Below are 18846 nucleotides of genomic sequence, written 5' to 3' on the forward strand. Positions count from 1 at the left end.
GCGCCCGCGCGCTCGCGGAGGGCGCCGGGCTCGACCGGGCGCGCGAGCTCCTGCAGCTGCGCGCCGAAGTGGGCGAGGCCCGCGCGGGCCTCGGCGAGCGCCCCTGCCCGCGGGCCTCTCGCTCTCCTCCTTCACCCCGGACGACGCCGACGACTGGGTCGCCCTCAACGCGCGCGCCTTCGCCAGCCACCCCGAGCAGGGCCGCATGACCCGCGGCGACCTGGACGACCGCGTCGCCGAGCCCTGGTTCGACCCGGCGCTGCTTCTGCTCGCGCGGGACGCGGACGGCCGCCTCGCCGGGTTCCACTGGCTCAAGGCGGAGGACGGCCAGGCGGAGGTCTACGTGCTCGGCGTGGATCCCGACCGCGCCGCCCGCGGGCTCGGTTCCGCGCTCCTCGCCGCCGGCCTCGACCTGCTCGCCGCGCGCGGCCATGCGGAGGTCGACCTGTACGTGGAGGCGGACAACGCGCCGGCCCTCGCGCTCTACCGCCGGGCCGCCTTCCGCGACGCCGCGGTCGACGTCCAGTACCGTCGCGCCTGATCCCCGCGCTCCCGCCACCGCGGGCCCGTGGCGGTTCACCGTGCGTTCACCTGCCGGAGGGCGGAGCGCACACCGCGATGCCATGATGGGCGGATGGACAGCGAGACGTACATCGGCGATGCGAAGGCGGTCGCCGAATCCCTGGACGACTTCGACGAGGACGAGATCCTCGAGGACGACGGGACCCTCCCGGAGGGGCGCTTCCTCGACCGGGAGCTGAGCTGGCTGGCCTTCAACCGCCGCGTGCTGGAGCTCGCCGAGGACCCGGAGCTGCCGGTCCTCGAGCGCGCCAACTTCCTCGCCATCTTCGCGAGCAACCTCGACGAGTTCTTCATGGTGCGCGTCGCCGGCCTCAAGCGCCGCATCGCCACCGGGCTCGCCGTGCCGACGAACATCGGCCGCACACCGTCCGAGGTGCTCTCCGCCATCAACGAGACCGCGTACCGCCTGCAGGTCCGCCATGCGGCCGCGTTCAACGACAGCGTCCGGCCGGCGCTCGAGGCGGAGGGCATCCGCATCGTCCGCTGGGACTCGCTCGACGAGGCCCACCAGGACCGCCTGCACGAGCTGTTCTCCGAGCAGGTCTTCCCGGTGCTCATGCCGCTCGCGGTGGATCCCGCGCACCCGTTCCCCTACATCTCCGGCCTCTCGCTCAACCTGTCCGTGCGGATCCGGAACCCCAAGACCAACCGCCAGGAGTTCGCGCGCATCAAGGTGCCGCAGATGCTGCCGCGCTTCATGCCGCTCACGCCGGACACCCGCTCGGGTCCCGTCGACTTCATCGCGCTCGAGGACCTCATCGCGAACCAGCTCGAGACGCTGTTCCCGGGCATGGAGATCGTCGAGCACCACGTCTTCCGCGTCACCCGCAACGAGGACGTGCAGATCGAGGAGGACGAGACCGAGAACCTCATCCAGGCCCTCGAGAAGGAGCTCCTGCGCCGCCGCTTCGGCCCGCCCATCCGCCTCGAGATCTCGGACGACATGGACGCGGTCACGCTCGACCTCCTCATGCGCGAGCTCGACATCACCGAGCAGGAGGTGTTCACGCTGCCCTCCCCGCTCGACCTGGGCGGCCTGTTCGACCTCGCCAAGCTCGACCGTCCGGCGCTGCACTACCCGAACAACGTGCCCACGACCGCGGTCGCGCTGAAGCCCGCCGAGGACAACTCGCGCGCCGACATCTTCCGCTCCATCGCCCAGCAGGACATCCTCCTGCACCACCCATACGAGTCGTTCACCACGAGCGTGCAGGCCTTCCTCGAGCAGGCCGCGGCGGATCCGCACGTGCTCGCCATCAAGCAGACCCTCTACCGCACGAGCGGCGACAGCCCCATCGTCGAGGCGCTCATCGACGCGGCGGAGGCGGGCAAGCAGGTCCTCGCACTGGTGGAGATCAAGGCCCGCTTCGACGAGCAGGCGAACATCACGTGGGCGCGCAAGCTCGAGAAGGCCGGCGTGCACGTCGTCTACGGCGTCGCGGGGCTGAAGACGCACTGCAAGCTCGCGCTGGTGATCCGCCAGGAGAAGGGCGGCGTGCTCCGGCACTACAGCCACATCGGCACGGGCAACTACAACCCCAAGACGAGCCGCATCTACGAGGACCTCGGGCTCCTCACCGCGGACGACGTGGTCGGCAAGGACCTCACCCGCCTGTTCAACGAGCTCTCCGGATACGGCATCGAGAAGAAGTTCAAGCGGCTCCTCGTGGCGCCGCTGCACCTCCGGAAGGGCCTGCTGAAGCGGATCGCCGTGGAGACGCAGAACGCGCTGGACGGCAAGCCGAGCGGCATCCGCATCAAGGTCAACTCCATCGTCGACGAGAAGATCATCGACGCCCTGTACCGGGCCAGCAATGCGGGCGTGCCCGTGCAGGTCTCGGTGCGCCGGCATCTGCTCGCTCACGCCGGGGCAGCCTGGGGCTCAGCGAGAACATCGAGGTGCGGTCCATCCTCGGCCGCTACCTGGAGCACAGCCGGGTCTTCTCGTTCGTGAACGGCGGCGACCAGACCACCTACATCGGCAGCGCCGACATGATGCACCGCAACCTCGACCGCCGCGTGGAGGCGCTCGTCCGCCTGGTGGATCCCGCGCACCTGCAGGAGATCGAGGACCTCTTCGACCGCGCCATGGCCGACACGACCTCGGCGTGGGTGCTGGACGCCGACGGCGAAGTGGACGAGGCGCAACAAGGGCGCCGACGGCACGACGCTCGAGGACCTGCAGACCGCGGTGATGGGCATCGTGGCCAAGCGCAAGCGGCGCGTGCTCCGCTGAGCACCGCTCCGCTGAGCACCGCTCCGCTGAGCACCGCTCTGCGGGGCACGGACCCGGCTAGCGTGGGGGACGTGCCTCCTGCCCCTTCCGTGTTCGCCGCCGGCGCCGTCGTCTGGCGGGTCGTCGACGACCGGATCCGGGTGCTGATCATCCACCGGACCCGCCGCCGGGACACCTCGCTCCCCAAGGGCAAGGTGGATCCCGGCGAGACGCTCCCGCAGACCGCCGTCCGCGAGGTGCACGAGGAGACGGGGCTCCGGGTCGCGCTCGGCGTCCCGCTCGGCGCCATCGAGTACGGCATCTCCGGCGGGCGCCGGAAGTCCGTGAGCTACTGGGCCGCGGAGGCGACGGACGCCATGGTGGACGCGGGCCGCTTCGAGCCGGACCACGAGGTCGAGAGCATCGAGTGGGTCTCCATCCCGAACGCCCGCAAGCGCCTCGACTACCCCGGCGAGATCGACATCCTGGACCTGTTCGCGGGGCTCGTGGAGACCGGGTCGCATCGCTCGTTCGCGCTCATCGCCCTGCGGCACGGCCACGCGGTGCAGCCCTACGAGTGGGACGGGGCCGACTGCGGCCGCCCGCTCAGCGCACGCGGCCGGGACGAGGCCGAGGCCATCGTGCCGACGCTCCTCGCCTTCGGCCCTCGCGTCATCACGAGCAGCACGGCGGAGCGCTGCCTGCAGACGGTGGCGCCGCTCGCGGAGGCCCTCGGCCGACGCGTGAAGGAGGACGTCGGCATCAGCCAGGACGCCTACGAGACGGACGGCGGCTCCGTGCGGGAGACGGTCGCGAAGCGCGTGCGCAAGGCCCGGAGCGCCGTGCTCTGCAGCCACAGCCCGGTGCTGCCCGAGATCCTGCACGAGATCGCACTCGCCACCGAGACGCCCCGCGCGAGCCGCATGCCCCGGGCGGGGGTGCTGTCGCCCGCCGAGTTCTCGGTCGTGCACCTGTCGGCGTCCGACCCGGAGGCGGGCATCCTCGCCGTGGAGACGTACGGCGCGTCGGCCTGAGGGCCCGAGCCCGGATTCGCGGGGCCCCCGGATTCGCGGGGCCCGTGGGCCGTCGGCGCGACCCCGACCCACCACCGTGCACCCGGGTGCCGGGGGAGCGCGTCGATCGGCGCGCTCTGTTCACCTCCCGTTCACCGATATCGGCCGATCCGGTCAAGAGCCCGACATAGCTTCTTCGAGGGGCACGCACCGGCCCCCTCACAGCACGAAATACCCGGAAGGCTCCATCACGTGAAGATCTCGCGTCTCGGCAGCGCAGCAGCGCTCGCCGCCGTCACCGCCCTCGCCCTCTCCTCCTGCGCCGCCAACGAGGCGCCCGCCGAGGGAGGCGACGCGTCGGCGTCCACCCTCGAGGGAACGATCAACGGCATCGGCGCCTCGTCGCAGGGCTCCGCGCAGGAGGCATGGATCGCCGGCTTCCAGACCGACAACACGGGCGTCAGCATCAACTACTCCCCCGACGGCTCGGGCGCCGGACGCGAGGCCTTCATGGCCGGCGGCCAGAACGCCAACTTCGCCGGCTCGGACCGCGCGCTGAAGTCCGAGGAGCTCGAGGGCACCTTCGGCCAGTGCGCCGACGGCACCAAGCCGATCGACCTCCCCGCCTACATCTCCCCCATCGCGATGATCTTCCAGATCGACGGCGTCGACGAGCTGAACCTCGACCCGGCCACCGCCGCGGGCATCTTCAAGGGCACCATCACGAAGTGGAACGACCCGGCCATCGTCGCGCTCAACCCCGACGCCACGATGCCCGACGCGGCCATCACGGCCGTGCACCGCTCGGACGACTCGGGCACCACCGAGAACTTCGCGAAGTACCTCAACACCACCGCCGAGAGCGTCTGGGACGCCGAGCCCGCGGGCGTCTGGCCCTACGAGGGCGGCGAGGCGGCCCAGGGCGCGTCCGGCGTCGTCGACGCCGTCACCGGCGGCACCAACATCATCGGCTACGCGGACGCGTCGCGTGCCGGCACGCTCGGCACCGCCAAGATCAAGGTCGGCGACGAGTTCGTCGGGTTCTCGCCGGAGGCCGCCGCGGCCGTCGTCGAGGCCTCCCCCGAGGCCGAGGGCCGCGAGGAGAACGACGTCGTCTTCGACCTCGACTACAGCACCACCGAGGCGGGCGTCTACCCGATCGTCCTCGTGAGCTACCTCATCGCCTGCCAGGAGTACAAGGACCCGGCCGTCGGCGAGCTCGTCAAGGCGTACCTCGGCTACGTGACCGGCACGGACGGCCAGTCGGTCGCCGCGGAGAAGGCCGGTGCCGCACCGCTGTCCGAGACCGTCGCCGCGCAGGTCAAGACCGCCGTCGAGTCCATCAAGTAGGACCCGCCGTCCGCCCCCTGACCCGCTCACCCGGGTCAGGGGCGCTCCCACGGGCGGCCCGCCGCCCCCTGCCCCGCCATCTCGACCGTAGGGAACCCGACCCATGACGACCGCCGCCCCGCAGCCTCCCCAGGCTCCCGAGTCCGATCGGCCGCGCGACGACGCCGCCCCCCGCAGCAGCCAGGGCGTGAAAGCCAAGGCCCGACTCGCCGACCGCGTGTTCTCGGGGCTCGCCTCGGGATCCGGCACGCTCATCCTGGTGATCCTGGCGGCCGTCGCGCTGTTCCTCATCGTCCAGAGTCTCCCGGCCCTCACCGCACCGCCGGCCGAGGTCTCCGGCGGCGCCGGCTTCTGGGGCTACGTCGGCCCGCTGCTCTTCGGCACCGTCTACGCCGCCGCGCTCGCGATGATCATGGCCGTGCCCGTCGCCGTGGGCATCGCGCTCTTCATCTCCCACTACGCGCCCCGCCGGCTCGCGCAGGGCCTCGGCTACGTCATCGACCTGCTGGCCGCCGTGCCCTCCGTCGTGTTCGGCCTCTGGGGCATCACGGTCCTCGCCAGGTTCCTGCAGCCGTTCTACGCGTTCCTCACGGACGCCTTCGGCTGGTTCCCGCTCTTCGCCGGGCCGGTCTCCGGCACCGGCCGGACCATCTTCACGGTCGCCGTCGTGCTCGCCGTCATGATCCTGCCCATCGTCACCGCGCTCTGCCGCGAGGTCTTCCTGCAGACCCCGAAGCTGCACGAGGAGGCCGCGCTCGCCCTCGGCGCGACGCGCTGGGAGATGATCCAGACCGCCGTGCTCCCGTTCGGCCGCCCCGGCATCATCTCGGCCTCCATGCTCGGCCTCGGCCGCGCGCTCGGCGAGACGATGGCCGTCGCCATCGTGCTCTCCCCCGCCGCCGTCGTGAACTTCGCGTGGTTCCAGTCGACGAACTCCAACACCGTCGCCGCGAACATCGCGCTGAGCTTCCCCGAGGCGTACGGCCTCAAGATCAACGAGCTGATCGCGTCCGGCCTCATGCTCTTCATCATCACGCTGGCCGTGAACATGCTGGCCCGCTACATCATCAGCCGCCGCAAGGCCTTCTCCGGAGCGAACTAATGGCGACGACAGCCCCCTCCCGTACGCGCCCCGTCGCGAGCGCGCTCCCCAACTCGCTCACCGCGGGCAAGCTGCACCGCTTCACCGCCCCGGCGATCTTCCTCGTGTCCTGGGTCGTGGTCGCCGCCGTCTTCCTGGTGCTCGTCATCTCGGGCGCCGCCGAGGAGTTCAACCTCGTCGGGACCGCCGTGTTCGGCACGCTCCTGTTCGGCGTCGCGCTGTTCTGCATCTCGCTGGCGGTGGAGGGCGAGCGGAAGGCCAAGGACCGGGTCATCACGATCCTCGTGACCGTCGCCTTCGTGCTCGCGCTCATCCCGCTGGTCTCGCTCGTCGTCACCGCCGTCACCAACGGCTCGGGCCGCTTTCGACCCGATGTTCTTCAACTCGAGCCTCCGCAACGTCGTGGGCGCGGGCGGCGGCGGCCTGCACGCCATCATGGGCACCCTGATCATCACGGCCATCGCCGCGGTCATCTCCATCCCCGTGGGGCTCATGACGGCCATCTACCTGGTCGAGTACGGCCGCGGACGCCTCGCCCGCGCGATCACGTTCTTCGTCGACGTCATGACGGGCATCCCGTCCATCGTCGCCGGCCTCTTCGCCTACGCCCTGCTCGTGCTCTTCCTCGGGCCGGGCGTGCGCATGGGCTTCGGCGGCGCGCTGGCGCTGTCCGTGCTGATGATCCCGGTGGTCGTCCGCAGCGCCGAGGAGATGCTGAAGCTGGTGCCCAACGAGCTCCGCGAGGCGTCCTACGCGCTCGGCGTGCCGAAGTGGCTGACGGTCGTCAAGATCGTGCTGCCCACGTCGCTGGCCGGCATCGTCACGGGCGTCATGCTCGCCATCGCCCGCGTCATCGGCGAGACCGCGCCGCTGCTCATCGTCGCCGGCTTCACGCAGGGAATGAACTACAACCCCTTCAAGGACCAGATGATGACCCTGCCGGTCTTCGTCTTCCGGCAGTACGCCGACCAGGGCGCCGACGCGGCCGCCTACGTCGAGCGGGCATGGACGGGTGCCCTGGTGCTCATCCTCATCGTGATGGCGCTCAACATCGTCGCGCGCTTGATCGCCCGCATCTTCGCCCCCAAGCTCGGCCGCTAGCGCCCGCTCCCCCGGCCACGAACCCGAATAGAGGAACCCCTTGTCCAAGAGCATCGAAGTCAACGACCTGAACGTCTACTACGGGAAGTTCAAGGCCGTCGAGGACGTCAACCTGCGCATCGAGCCCCGCACCGTCACCGCCTTCATCGGCCCGTCCGGCTGCGGCAAGTCCACCTTCCTCCGCACGCTGAACCGCATGCACGAGGTCATCCCGGGCGCGTACGTGGAGGGCGAGGTGCTCGTCGACGGCAACGACCTCTACGGTCCCGGCGTCGACCCCGTGCTCGTGCGCCGCCAGGTCGGCATGGTGTTCCAGCGGCCGAACCCGTTCCCCACCATGTCGATCCGCGACAACGTGCTGGCGGGCGTGAAGCTCAACAACCGCAAGATCTCGAAGTCGGACGCCGACGCCCTCGTGGAGCAGTCGCTCATGGGCGCGAACCTGTGGAACGAGGTGAAGGACCGCCTGGCGCTCCCGGGCTCCGGCCTCTCCGGCGGCCAGCAGCAGCGTCTCTGCATCGCGCGCGCCATCGCCGTGCAGCCCGACGTGGTGCTGATGGACGAGCCCTGCTCGGCGCTCGACCCCATCTCGACCCTCGCCATCGAGGACCTCATCGAGGAGCTCAAGGCGCAGTACACGATCGTCATCGTGACCCACAACATGCAGCAGGCCAGCCGCGTCTCGGACCGCACGGCGTTCTTCAACATCGCGGGCACCGGCAAGCCGGGCAAGCTCATCGAGTACGACGACACCAACACGATCTTCTCCAAGCCCAGCGTGCAGGCGACCGAGGACTACGTGTCCGGCCGGCTTCGGCTGATCCGACGACCGCATGACGACGGCCCCGCATCCTCCTGGAGGATGCGGGGCCGACGTCGTGCTCGCGGGGTGCGGCGTCAGGTGCTGGTCGAGCGCCACGATGGGCTCGGTCGTGGGCAGCTCGGAGCCACCCTCGGGCTCGACCGTGATGGCGACCGTGTCGCCCGGGGTGTACCGGCCCTCGAGGACCGCCTGACCGGCGCCGCCCTCCTCGGGCAGCACTCCCGCCGAGACGGGGCCCGACGCGCCGACGTACCAGAGCTGGTGGACGCGGCCCTCGGGCAGCGGCGCGCGGCGTCGTCGAGCTCGATCGCGGTCCGCCCCTCGGCAGCCGAGAAGTAGACGGTGGCGGTGCCCGCCTCCCATGACGTCGCGCGTGTCGACCACGACGTCGGATGCCGTGGTCACCCGGTCGAACGCCGGACGCGACGGGCGACTGCGACGAACCGGGACCGCCGATGCCCGTGCCCACGACCACGCCGCCGACCACGAGGACCACGGGCAGCCGCGGCGACGGCCGATGAGCAGCGCCGGGCTTGCGGATCCGGCGGCTGGGACGCGCGGGACGACGCGGAGCCGAGCCGCTCGCGGGGCACGGAGGACGTCGGTGCGGACGGAGCCGAGGCCGGCACCGCGACCGGCCGGAGACCGGTGACGGGCGCGGGAGCCCGCTCCTCGCGCGGCGCTGCGGCCGGTGCCCCGAGGGGCGGCAGCTGCGGCGTCGCATCGAGCATCGCCATCAGATCGGCCTTGAGACGCGGGGAGGGCTCCACCGGCTCGGCGGTCCAGGCGAGGTGGTCGGCCGCGGTCTCCCGCAGCTCGTCCACCTCGGCACGCAGCGCGGGATCGCGCTCCAGGAGCGCCTCGAACCGGACCGCCTCGTCGGCGTCCACCGCGCCGAGCGCGTACGCCGCCGTCAGGGTGCGGAGGTCGTCGTCGGTCATGACGCCACCCCCATCTCGTCGCGCAGGCGGATCATGCCGTCGCGCAGCCGGGTCTTCACGGTGCCGATGGGCACGTCGAGCATGGACGCGACCTCGCTGTGGCTGTAGCCGCCGTAGTACGCGAGGGAGACGGCCTGGCGCTGGATCTCTGTGAGCTTCGTCATCGCCTTCTTCACCCTCTCGTGCTCGATGCTGATCTCGACGGTCTCGGAGCACCTGGCCGCAGCCGTTCTCGTGGTCGCGGATGCCGATGCGGACATCACGGTCGCGGCTGGACTGGGAGGCGCGCACGCGGTCGACCGCGCGGCGGTGGGCCATGGTCGAGGACCCACGTGGTCGCTGCGCCCTTGGACGGGTCGAAGCTGGGAAGCGGACTGCCAGATCTCGAGGAAGATCTCCTGCGTGACCTCCTCCGACTGCGCGCGGTGGACGAGCAGGCGTCGGACGAGTCCGAGGACGCGGGGGGCGAGCTGGTCGTAGAGCTCCGAGAAGGCACGTCGGTCGCCGAGGGCGACGCGGCCGAGGAGGGACTCCTTCGACTCGGGGTCCGCCGGCCCTGACAGGTCGGGACGCTCGATCGATGAAGGCACGAGCCCCAGCATCCCAGACCCGCGTGCGTTCCGCATGCAGGCAGGGCGGGGCCCGGCGAGCTGAGGTGGTGCTGCGGGGAGGACATGTGCTTCTTCCGGTCGGGGTTCGGGTGGTGCCAAGTCGGGTGCGCGGGCGGTGCAGGACACCGCATCGGCCGGATCCCGCGCTGCGGGACATCTGGGATGGCCGGGTGGCCTGCCACGCGGGCAGGACCCGACCGATGCGGGTCGCACCCTCGCGGGTGACGCATGCGAGGCGGGTGAACGCCTCACGATGACTCTTCGGGGCGGACCGCGTCACGGTTTGGTCACAGGCCGCGGGGATCGCGGCGACCATCGGATGCTCGGCCTCTCGCGTGGGGGCCGTCCCTCCGAGTGGAGGGGAAGGGGGTGAGGAGCCGGGCCGCAGAACGCCTCTCGGCGCGAGGCCGCTCGGAGCGGCGAATATTGGAGCCCGGGGTTACTGCGGCCCGACCTCGTCCACTGTAACGGAGTGCGGGCGCAGTGTCAGCCCGGGGATCCCGCTCACAGCGAACGGCCGGACGCCGCCGTCCGGCGTCGGCCTCAGTCGAGCCGCTCGCTCCTCCAGAGGCGCGCGCACTGGACGAGGTCGGCGGCCATCTGCGAGAGGCGCAGGGCGCGCGTGGTGAGCTCGCCGGCGCGCTCCGGGGAGGCCGTGGCGTCGAGGTCGTCCGCGACGCTCGTGGCGCCGAGCGCGGCGAGGCGGCTGAACGCGCCCGCGCGGTCGAGGGCCACGGCGAAGTCGCCCGTGAAGAGGCCGCGGAGGATGCTGTCGGCGAGCTCCACGATCTCCGCGGGCCCGGTCGGCGCGGTGGCGCCCGCGACCACGGGGTCGATCGTGGCGGCGACCTCGGTGCCGCGCTGGTAGAGCAGGCTGATGCCGTCGGGATCCTGCCGGATGAGGGCGCGCATCAGGTAGAGGCGCCAGAGCGCGCCCGGCAGGCTGCGGGGGCTCGCGCGCGACCACAGCTCCGCGACCGCGTCGATGCCGTGCTCGTCGGTGTAGGCGATGAGGCGCTCGACCACCGCGGGGTCCGGATCCGCCCGGACGCGCGCCAACAGCGCCGACGCGGTCTCGTGGGCCACGCGGCTGATCGTGGCCGGGTCCTCGCCGCCGAGCATGCTCTCGAACTTGGACCCGGAGAACTCGGTGGGCTTGTGGTAGTTGCCGGACATCCCGGCAAGCGTACGCCGCCCCGGGCCACCGCGCCCCGGCTCCCGCCCGGGTCGCAGACGTAGGCTCGGGGCATGAGATTCGTGTACGGCCTCGTGGCCCTGTGGCTCGTCCTCGTGATCCTCGGCTTCGTCGTGAAGGCGCTCGCCTGGCTCGTGGGGGTCGGCGTCTTCCTGGTGGTGGTCACGATCGTCGCGGGCGCCGTGGTGCGCCGCGGCTCGTCCCGCGACGTCGACCGGCTCTGAGGAGGCACCCGCCCATCCCGTAGCATCGGAGACCACGGGCCTCTAGCTCAGTTGGTAGAGCAAGGGGCTTTAATCCCTGGGTCGTCGGTTCGAGCCCGACGGGGCCCACCACATCCTCCGCGTGGCACTGCCATCTCGACCGAGGAAGCCGTTTCACCGGCGGATCGGGTCAGGCGACCGGGGCTGCCTCCGCGGCCTGAGCCGGAGTGGGCGTCGGCGTCGGAGTGGGCGTCGGGGTCGGCGTGGGCACCACCGGCGGGGTCAGCAGGCGGCCGAAGGCGTCGATGGTGCGGACGCCCGCGTCGGAGACGACCTTCTCGAAGGGCGTGTCGGGGTTGTTCGGCAGGGAGGGGCGTTCGACGCGGGTGTCGTTGGCGTAGGCGCCCACCACCACGACCTTCTGCGTCGGGTACTTCGTGGGGGTCATGAACATCGTGCCCCGGCCGATCAGCGTGTCGACGGCCCGGCGCGTGCCCTGGTCGACCAGCCCGACGCCGATGCCGTGGGCCCCGAGGTCGCCGCCCGTGACGATGTTGTAGCCGACGACCGTGGCCCCGACGCCCGCGCCGATCTCCATCTGGTAGCCGCCGGGGCCCGAGTTGCCCTCGAGGCGGATCCCGTTGACGCCCAGCTCGGAGACCATCGATGAGGTGTTGCTCGTGGGGATCGCGAGGAAGCCGCGCGCGGCCTTGTTGCCCGCGCCGCAGCCGATGATGCGGGTGTTCTCGAAGCGCGCGTTCGTGGGGGCGATGCGGATGCCGCCCGCCACGCAGTTCACGATCTCGGTGTCGCGCATCACGATGTCGATGGCGTTCACGCCGTCGCAGTCGATGCCCCAGGTGCCCGCGGTGATGACCCGCAACCCCTCGATGACGTTGGCGTACGAGTACTCGTCGTTCGCCGCGGTGAAGTTCGTGCGCGCGAAGTAGACGCCGGCGCCGCCGGTCGCGTTCAGCTCGATGTCGGTGATGCGGCAGTGCAGCAGCGAGCGCAGGTACAGCCCGTGGCGCACCCGTGCGCGTGCCCGAGATGCTGAAGCCGCTCAGCGTGACCGTGGCCTTGTTGTTCGCCGCCGGACCGGAGTCCGCGCCGATCTTGCCCTGCACCTTGAACACGTCGCCGGTGGACCCCGCGATCTGGCGGATGGTCGTGACCCGGCGCCCGTAGCCCTCGATGGAGATGGCCGGGTAGCCGTAGGGAGCACCCGAGAGGGGCTGCGTCGGCCAGACGGCGCTGGAGTAGTCGATGCCGGTGGACGTGACGCGGATCTCGCCGGGCGGGAGGATCCCCCGGCCGCCGGTCTTCGGCAGCGCGGCGAAGAAGGCGTTCATGGCCTTCGCGCCGGCCTCCGCGGCGGACGGCACGAAGCCGAACTGCTCGGGGTAGTAGACGCGCGACTGGTCGCCGACGACGGCAGCCGAGGCCGGGGTCGCGGCGAGCGGTGCGGCGGCGGCCGCGGCACCTGGCGGGCGGCGCCGACGGCCGCGAGGATCACGGCGCGGCGGTGGAGGAAGGCCGAGGACCGCGGCGCCGGGGCGTCGACCGCGCCGGCGTCGGCGGCGTGCGCGGCGTCGGGCTCCGTCGGGATGGTGGGCGGGGTGGTACTGGGCACGGGGGTAGGACATGGGGGCCTTCCGGGTGGACGCGCTGTCGGGTGCACGAGGTTCGCGCCGGTCCGCTCCCACTGACTCGGCCCTGCCACGCTGTCAGGGCAAGGGTGGCGTCCAGCGGGCCTTCGCGCAATGCCCAGATCGGGGGCGGGCGGCACACGGTTGCCGCACCGGTGCGGACGGACGCCGGCGGACGGCCCGCCATCGCCTCGATCGACCCAGAGGACTCGGACCGCGGACCATGCGCGGTGCGATGCTGGACCGATGAGCATGCACGCCGAGCGAGCTGGTGATCGCGATGCTGACCGCCGAGGGGACCTCCGAGCGGTACGACCTGCTGAAGTCCGCCCTCGAGGAGCACGACGACCGGGGCGTGCAGCACCTGGTCGCCGGCGTCGTCGGGCGTCGTCGCTCGCTCTACATCGACGGGCTGCGCGAGCCCGAGGAGAACCGCGGTCGCGCTGGAGCAGGTGGACGCGCCGCGTGGCCCTGCAGTGGGCGCAGGAGGACGAGGGCGAGGAGCCGGTTCCCGTCGATGGGAGGGCGATGCCCCTGCGCCACCTCTCGGTGTCACGGGGCATCATCGATTCCTAGGAGGACGTCACTCGCAGGCGACGCCGTCCCGATCCCTGTCGAGATCGAAGCTGTAGCCGGGCTGGCCCGCGTACAGCGGGGCCTTGCCGGCGCGGCGGACCGCCGCGCAGTTCGGGTAGTAAGCGCTGCCTCCTCCACCGCTGGACGGCGGCGGCGTGGGCTGGCCGGCGACCTGGATGACGCGGGGGGACGGCGAGCCGGCCGCGCGGAACTCCGCGAGGGACACGACGCGGTTCATCCCGGGACCGGCGTACCAGACCTGATTGCTGTTGGAGTAGCGGTAGAACTGGTCGCCGTTGATGCGCTGGACCACCTGCGGGGTCGGGAACGCCTCATCTCGCCACTCGCCGTAGCCGATCGCTCGACCCTGCCCGTTGCGGACATCTGACATGCGCACGATGTCGTCGGTCCAGGAGAGCTTCATGAAGCCCTCGTTGGCGCGGTCGACGAAGGGGCGATAGCCCATGTCCCGCCACTCGGCTCCGGTGAGCCGGTGGTTCACGCCGTCCTCGCCCTCGACGAGGATCTCCGCCGAGGTGCCCCACTTGTAGACGTAGCTGTTGACGATGTATCCGGCGTTGCGCACCGCAGGGAAGCCAGCCCGCTCGTACTGCGCGTACGTGAGACGCGCCCATTGCCAGGCGTTCTCCCCGCCGGGCCAGAACACCGCTGCGTAGACGGTGGGTGACCACGGGTACTTGACGTAGCTCGTGGGTGCGAGGAACGGGATGCGCTCGTCATACACGTCGCGGTAGCGGTCGAACGTGAGCGCCCGCGGGGTGACCCCGTCGACGAGCTCGTAGATGACGCGATCGAACGTCGTGAGGTAGATCTCGTACGGGCCCTGGTCGCGGGGCAGCTCGGGAGCGGGCGTCGGCGCCGGCTCGGAGGTGGGGGCGGGCTCGGGAACGGGAACGGGATCCACGGAGGCGGTCGCCGCCTGGGCCGGGAGGAACAGCGCGGCGGCGAGCAGGGCCGCCGTCACGAGGGGAAGTCGACGCATCATTTCCTTCGGTTGGGTAATTACCCTCACCGTAGGGTGCCCTCCGCCTCCCGGGGCCTCCCCCTTCGGGGGTGCCGGCCGCACGCGCCCGACGCGGTAGGGCCCGGATGCGCTAGGAGCCGGTCGCGCGGATCCCCCAGCTGAGCGTCCACTCCTCGCCGGGCTCCAGGCGGCGGAGGCCGACGCCGGAGTTGAACGCGTCGGCCGGGGCGGTCATCGGCTCGACGGCGACGGCCTGGCGCCCGTGCGTCGGGAACTCGCGCGGCGTGTAGACCTGCAGGAACCGGAAGGACGCGTCCGCCCAGAGCTCGACCCCGCGTCCGTCGGGCGCGGTGAGGCCGTGGCGGCTCGTGCCGTCGACGAGGTGCACGTCGCCGTAGCCCGTGTTGAGGTCGAGGTCGCCCACGACGCGGCCCCCGCGGAGGTCCTCGCCGGCGCCCTCGACGGGATGGTCGGCGACGGGGATGAGGGCGTCGTCGACCTCCGACCACGTGTCGGCCCGCACGGTCAGCGTCAGCTCCGAGGACGGGGCGCCGCCGAGCGCCAGGTACGGGTGCGCGCCGACCGCGACCGGCGCGGGCGCCGCCGAGTCGTTGCGGATGCGGTGCGTGACCACGAGGCCGTCGGCGCCGAGGCGGTAGGTGACGGACGTGTCGAGGAGGGTAGCGGGTACCCGTGCTGCGGGAACACGGAACCTCGCGGGAGAGGGTGACGCGGTCGTCCTGCCGGTCGGACGCGGTGTACCCGGTGTTCCGGAGGAGGCCGTGGGACGCGTTGCCGAGCGACGGCTCGGACACGTCGAGGGCCTGCGTCCTCCCGTCGAGGTCGTAGCGGGCTCCGCGGATCCGGTTCGGCCACGGCACGAGCACCATGCCGGCGCCCATGGGGGCGACGACGTCCTCCCCGTACGGCTCGACCAGGTCGACGCCGTCGAGGGTCAGGCCGCGGAGAGCCGCGGCGAGCTGCACGACGGTGGCGCGGAGCTCCCCCGACGGGCCGGCGTGGACGAGGTGGTGCTGCTCTCCGGTGACGGGTGCTCCATGGGATCCACGTTTCAGGCCGACCGGCCCCGGACGCCGCGCCGGCCTCGACGACGCGCAGGCCCGCGTCGCGAAGCCGACGGACCTCGCCCGGATCGGCGCCGACGTCGGTCAGCAGGGTGTCGACGAGGTCGAGCGGCGCGACGGATCCGAGGTGGGTGCGGCCGAGCTTGGCCCCGTCCGCCACGACGACCGTGCGGCCGCTCGCGGCGACCATCCGCCGCTTCACCTCCGCCTCGGGGAGGTTCACGTTGGTCACGCCGCGATCGACGTCGACCCCGTTGGCCAGCCTGATGAACGCGATCTCCGGGTGCAGCCAGGTCGAGCACGACGGTGGCGAGCGGGTCCACCAGGCTGTGCTGCAGCGACCGGAGGGTGCCGCCCGTCACGATCACGGTGAAGCGCGGCATCGCCCGCTCGAGCTCCAGCGCGAGGGTGAGCCCGTTCGTGATGACGGTGACGTCGACGAGGTCCTCGCGGGCGACGAGCGCGCGGGCCACCTGGAGCGTCGTGCTGCCCACGTCGAGCAGCACGCTCTGCCCGCTCTCGACGAGGTCGGCGGCGGCCCGGCCGATGGCCCGCTTGGCGTCGGCGGCGGACTCGAGCGACACCTCCAGGCTCTGCTCGCGCGCGGCGAGGCCCGACCGCAGCACCGCGCCGCCGTGCACGCGCTGCACGGCGGCGGAGTCGGCGAGCGCGTCGAGGTCGGCGCGGATCGTGACGGCGGAGACGCCCGCGTCGGCGGCGAGCTCCGCGACCGTGGCGAACCCGCGGTCGGCGAGCCGCTCGAGGAGGCGGGAGCGGCGGAGCGCCGCGGGGACGGAGGCGGTGTCGTCGGCCATGCGGCGAGCCTGATCCACCCGCTCGCGCTTGTCAAAGCGCAAGCGGCGCTTTCGCGGCGGACGCAGATCCGACTGCCCGGAGCCCGTAGGATCGGGGGCATCATGCATGCCGACCAGACCGTCGCGACGTCGCCGTCCGGGATCACACAGCGCCGCACGCTGCTCTCCGACGGCCGCGAGCTCGTCTACTTCGACGACGCCGACACCGCGCTGCCGCCGGAGCGCGCCGCCGACGCCCGCCCCGCCGCTCCCCGCCCCCCGACCGCGACGATGCGGCAGGACGTCCTCACGGGCGAATGGGTCTTCCATCGCGGCCGCGCGGCAGAACCGCGCGCACCTGCCTCCTCGGCGAGCTGTGGATCCCCTCGCCCCCGCGAGCCCGTCGAGAACCCCGTCCGAGATCCCGAGCATGTACGACGTCGCGGTTCTTCGAGAACAAGTCGCCGTCCTTCGGGCCCTCGCTCGCCGACGCGGAGGGCGTGGACGCGCCCGTCGACGACGACGACCTCACCTCCATCGGGCTGGAGCGCACCCGCACCTCGGTCGGCCGCTGCGAGGTCGTCTGCTTCAGCCCCGAGCGCGCCGGCTCGTTCAGCGGCCTCGCGCCCTCGCGTGCCGGCACGGTCGTCGAGGCCTGGGCGGAGCGCACCCGCGCCCTCTCCGCCATGCCCGGTCGTCCGCCAGGTGTTCCCGTTCGAGAACCGCGGCGAGGCCATCGGCGTCACGCTGCACCACCCGCACGGCCAGATCTACTCGTACCCCTACGTGACCCCGCGCACGCGCCGGCTCGTGGAGTCCATCGAGCGCTTCGGCCCGGGCCTCTTCCAGCGGATCCTCGAGAGCGAGCAGGCGTCCGACCGGGTCGTCCTCCGCGGCGAGCACTTCACGGCGTTCGTGCCGTTCGCCGCACGCTGGCCCGTGGAGGTGCACATGCTCCCCCACCGGCACGTGCCCGACCTCGCGGAGACCACCGAGGAGGAGCGCGCCGAGCTCGCGACGATGTACCTGCGGCTCCTGCAGGGCATCGACCCGGCTCGACGACGCCCCGACGCCGTACATCTCCGCCTGGCACCAGGCGCCGGTGGACGTGCACCGGGACGAGATCCGCCTGATGCTGCAGATCACCTCGCCGCGTCGCGCGGCCGACAAGCTCAAGTTCCTGGCCGGATCCGAGGCGGCCATGGGCGCCTGGATCGGCGACGTGCCGCCGGAGAGGGCGGCCGAGATGATCCGGAAGGCAGTGGAGGACGCATGACCGACATCCGAGACGACGTGCGCGAGGGATTCCGTGCCCGCTTCGACCGCGAGCCGCACGGCGTGTGGTCCTCGCCCGGGCGCGTGAACCTCATCGGCGAGCACACCGACTACAACGAGGGCTTCGTGTTCCCGTTCGCGATCGACCGCCGCACGGTCATCGCGCTCGCGCCGCGGGACGACGACCGCGTCCGCCTGGCCAGCTCGTTCTCCCAGGAGGTCGTGGAGGCGCGCCTCGCCGACCTCAGGGGGACCGCGTCTGAGGGCTGGCAGGCCTACCCGCTGGGTGTCGCCTGGGCCCTCGGGCAGCGCGGCGCCGACCTCCGCGGCCGTCCCCGGCTTCGACGTGTTCATCGACAGCGACGTGCCGGTCGGCGCGGGCCTGTCCTCCTCGGCCGCGCTCGAGGGGGCCGTCGCCCTCGCGCTCGACGACATCTGGCGCCTGGGCCTCGACCGGCAGACGCTCGCCGCCGTCGGCCAGCTCGCCGAGAACGAGATCGTGGGAGCGCCCACGGGCATCATGGACCAGTCCGCGAGCCTCCTCGGCGAGCCCGACGCCGGGCGTCTTCCTCGACTGCCGCACGCTCGTCTCCGAGGTCATCCCCCTCGGGCTGGAGGCCGCCGGCCTCACCATCGCCGTGATCGACACCCACGTCGCCCACGCGCACGCCGACGGCGGGATACCGCGCCCGGCGCGAGTCGTGCGAGACGGGGGCCCGCCTGATGGGCGTCGAGTCCCTGCGCGACCTGTCCGTCGACGACCTGGCCCGGGCCCGCGAGGTGCTCGACGACGAGACGTTCCGCCGCGTGCGGCACATCGTCACGGAGAACCAGCGGGTGCTCGACACCGTGCGCGCGCTCCGCGAGGAGGGCCCGCGCGCCATCGGCGAGCTGCTCGACGCCGAGCCGTCGCTCCATGCGGGACGACTTCGAGATCAGCGTGCCGGAGCTCGACCTCGCGGTCGAGGTGGCGCAGAGACGAGGGCGCGGTCGGCGCGCGCATGACGGGCGGCGGCTTCGGCGGCTCGGCCATCGCGCTGATCGACGTCGACTCCCTCTCCCGCCTCCAGGTCGCCATCGACGGCGCGTTCGCGGAGCACGGCTACACGGGGCCGACCGTCTTCACGGTGACGCCCCTCCGAGGGGACGAAGGCGGAGCGGTAGGCCCCGGCGTCGGGCCGCCCTAGGCTCGGCGGCATGCGACCACCCGCGCGGCCTCACCGAGATCGTCGACGACCGGGACGACGCCGTCCGCGACATCGGCGGCGCGCTCCCGGCGTGGTTCCCGGCGTCCACGCACCCGGGCGGATTCGCGTGGGAGGCCGCCACGGGGCAGCTGCCCGCGC

14 protein-coding genes and 8 pseudogenes are annotated in these 18846 nt (G+C 72.1%); 11 read left to right on the forward strand and 11 right to left on the reverse strand.

What is annotated here, in order from left to right:
* Window positions 1-103 precede the first annotated feature (103 nt).
* The 7 genes and pseudogenes from ACZ411_RS10565 to pstB form a co-directional block, all read left to right on the forward strand.
* Window positions 104-541, forward strand: coding sequence for a GNAT family N-acetyltransferase (locus tag ACZ411_RS10565; protein WP_464170548.1), 438 nt, complete (start codon window positions 104-106; stop codon window positions 539-541).
* Window positions 542-634: 93 nt separating this feature from the next.
* Window positions 635-2536 (forward strand): RNA degradosome polyphosphate kinase, encoded by a 1902-nt coding sequence (locus tag ACZ411_RS10570; RefSeq protein ID WP_464170468.1) that lies wholly within the window; start codon window positions 635-637, stop codon window positions 2534-2536.
* Window positions 2482-3831 (forward strand): NUDIX hydrolase, encoded by a 1350-nt coding sequence (locus tag ACZ411_RS10575; RefSeq protein ID WP_464170470.1) that lies wholly within the window; start codon window positions 2482-2484, stop codon window positions 3829-3831. Before ACZ411_RS10570 ends, ACZ411_RS10575 begins: the two co-directional genes overlap by 55 nt.
* 231 nt (window positions 3832-4062) lie before the next feature.
* Window positions 4063-5160 carry a phosphate ABC transporter substrate-binding protein PstS gene (locus ACZ411_RS10580; RefSeq protein ID WP_464170472.1) on the forward strand — a complete coding sequence of 366 codons (1098 nt, stop codon included), beginning with the start codon at window positions 4063-4065 and terminating at the stop codon, window positions 5158-5160.
* A 103-nt stretch (window positions 5161-5263) separates the two neighbouring features.
* Entirely contained in the window at window positions 5264-6262 is a 999-nt protein-coding gene (gene pstC, locus ACZ411_RS10585; RefSeq protein ID WP_094116526.1) for a phosphate ABC transporter permease subunit PstC, read from the forward strand.
* Window positions 6262-7363, forward strand: a pseudogene (gene pstA, locus ACZ411_RS10590) (phosphate ABC transporter permease PstA). Before pstC ends, pstA begins: the two are co-directional and overlap by 1 nt.
* 40 nt (window positions 7364-7403) lie before the next feature.
* Window positions 7404-8174, forward strand: a pseudogene (gene pstB / locus ACZ411_RS10595) (phosphate ABC transporter ATP-binding protein PstB); the annotation flags it as partial.
* A 168-nt stretch (window positions 8175-8342) separates the two neighbouring features.
* On the opposite strand, the pseudogene ACZ411_RS10600 reads toward pstB, so the two are convergent.
* From ACZ411_RS10600 to ACZ411_RS10615, 4 genes and pseudogenes are all read right to left on the reverse strand, one after another.
* Window positions 8343-8591, reverse strand: a pseudogene (locus ACZ411_RS10600) (anti-sigma factor domain-containing protein); the annotation flags it as partial.
* Complete coding sequence (locus ACZ411_RS10605; RefSeq protein WP_464170475.1) at window positions 8588-9127, reverse strand: hypothetical protein; 540 nt, start codon at window positions 9125-9127, stop codon at window positions 8588-8590. The pseudogene ACZ411_RS10600 and the gene ACZ411_RS10605, both read right to left, overlap by 4 nt.
* Window positions 9124-9729: a sigma-70 family RNA polymerase sigma factor gene (locus ACZ411_RS10610; protein ID WP_464170477.1), complete on the reverse strand. Its 606-nt coding sequence runs from the start codon at window positions 9727-9729 to the stop codon at window positions 9124-9126. Before ACZ411_RS10610 ends, ACZ411_RS10605 begins: the two co-directional genes overlap by 4 nt.
* A gap of 552 nt (window positions 9730-10281) precedes the next feature.
* Complete coding sequence (locus ACZ411_RS10615; protein WP_464170479.1) at window positions 10282-10914, reverse strand: DNA-directed RNA polymerase subunit beta; 633 nt, start codon at window positions 10912-10914, stop codon at window positions 10282-10284.
* Between the two features lie 72 nt (window positions 10915-10986).
* On the opposite strand from ACZ411_RS10615, the gene ACZ411_RS10620 reads away from it, so the two are divergent.
* Window positions 10987-11157 (forward strand): hypothetical protein, encoded by a 171-nt coding sequence (locus ACZ411_RS10620; RefSeq protein ID WP_172407218.1) that lies wholly within the window; start codon window positions 10987-10989, stop codon window positions 11155-11157.
* Window positions 11158-11326: 169 nt separating this feature from the next.
* Here ACZ411_RS10620 and ACZ411_RS10625 read toward each other — a convergent pair whose 3' ends face one another.
* On the reverse strand, window positions 11327-12169 hold the full coding sequence (locus tag ACZ411_RS10625; protein ID WP_464170481.1) for a hypothetical protein: 843 nt from the start codon (window positions 12167-12169) through the stop codon (window positions 11327-11329).
* Between the two features lie 2 nt (window positions 12170-12171).
* Between ACZ411_RS10625 and ACZ411_RS10630 the strand changes: the two genes are divergently transcribed.
* Complete coding sequence (locus tag ACZ411_RS10630; protein WP_464170483.1) at window positions 12172-12324, forward strand: hypothetical protein; 153 nt, start codon at window positions 12172-12174, stop codon at window positions 12322-12324.
* Window positions 12325-12484: 160 nt separating this feature from the next.
* On the opposite strand, the gene ACZ411_RS10635 is transcribed toward ACZ411_RS10630, so the two are convergent.
* The 6 genes and pseudogenes from ACZ411_RS10635 to ACZ411_RS10660 form a co-directional block, all read right to left on the reverse strand.
* Window positions 12485-12769 carry a hypothetical protein gene (locus tag ACZ411_RS10635; protein WP_464170485.1) on the reverse strand — a complete coding sequence of 95 codons (285 nt, stop codon included), beginning with the start codon at window positions 12767-12769 and terminating at the stop codon, window positions 12485-12487.
* A gap of 599 nt (window positions 12770-13368) precedes the next feature.
* Entirely contained in the window at window positions 13369-14364 is a 996-nt protein-coding gene (locus tag ACZ411_RS10640) for an excalibur calcium-binding domain-containing protein (protein ID WP_464170487.1), read from the reverse strand.
* A gap of 112 nt (window positions 14365-14476) precedes the next feature.
* Window positions 14477-14980 carry an aldose epimerase family protein gene (locus ACZ411_RS10645; RefSeq protein ID WP_464170489.1) on the reverse strand — a complete coding sequence of 168 codons (504 nt, stop codon included), beginning with the start codon at window positions 14978-14980 and terminating at the stop codon, window positions 14477-14479.
* A 136-nt stretch (window positions 14981-15116) separates the two neighbouring features.
* Window positions 15117-15332 (reverse strand): annotated as a pseudogene (locus ACZ411_RS10650) (aldose epimerase family protein); the annotation flags it as partial.
* A 238-nt stretch (window positions 15333-15570) separates the two neighbouring features.
* Window positions 15571-15663 (reverse strand): annotated as a pseudogene (locus ACZ411_RS10655) (DeoR/GlpR family DNA-binding transcription regulator); the annotation flags it as partial.
* A 124-nt stretch (window positions 15664-15787) separates the two neighbouring features.
* Window positions 15788-16354 (reverse strand): annotated as a pseudogene (locus ACZ411_RS10660) (DeoR/GlpR family DNA-binding transcription regulator); the annotation flags it as partial.
* Between ACZ411_RS10660 and galT the strand changes: the two are divergent.
* Both galT and galK read left to right on the forward strand, forming a co-directional pair.
* Window positions 16349-17501: pseudogene (gene galT, locus ACZ411_RS10665) on the forward strand (galactose-1-phosphate uridylyltransferase). The pseudogenes ACZ411_RS10660 and galT sit on opposite strands and share 6 nt — an antisense overlap.
* Window positions 17498-18687, forward strand: a pseudogene (gene galK, locus ACZ411_RS10670) (galactokinase). The pseudogenes galT and galK overlap by 4 nt, the downstream one beginning before the upstream one ends.
* Window positions 18688-18846 lie beyond the last annotated feature (159 nt).

The sequence above is a fragment of the Clavibacter sp. AC415 genome, from assembly GCF_979252985.1.

What these genes read in the sequence shown, in the direction of transcription:
- ACZ411_RS10570 (WP_464170468.1), top strand. Translation starts at nt 635, where the DNA reads ATGGACAGCGAGACGTACATCGGCGATGCGAAGGCGGTCGCCGAATCC.
- pstC (WP_094116526.1), top strand. Translation starts at nt 5,264, where the DNA reads ATGACGACCGCCGCCCCGCAGCCTCCCCAGGCTCCCGAGTCCGATCGG.
- ACZ411_RS10605 (WP_464170475.1), bottom strand. Translation starts at nt 9,127, where the DNA reads ATGACCGACGACGACCTCCGCACCCTGACGGCGGCGTACGCGCTCGGC.
- ACZ411_RS10610 (WP_464170477.1), bottom strand. Translation starts at nt 9,729, where the DNA reads ATGCTGGGGCTCGTGCCTTCATCGATCGAGCGTCCCGACCTGTCAGGG.
- ACZ411_RS10615 (WP_464170479.1), bottom strand. Translation starts at nt 10,914, where the DNA reads ATGTCCGGCAACTACCACAAGCCCACCGAGTTCTCCGGGTCCAAGTTC.
- ACZ411_RS10620 (WP_172407218.1), top strand. Translation starts at nt 10,987, where the DNA reads ATGAGATTCGTGTACGGCCTCGTGGCCCTGTGGCTCGTCCTCGTGATC.
- ACZ411_RS10640 (WP_464170487.1), bottom strand. Translation starts at nt 14,364, where the DNA reads ATGCGTCGACTTCCCCTCGTGACGGCGGCCCTGCTCGCCGCCGCGCTG.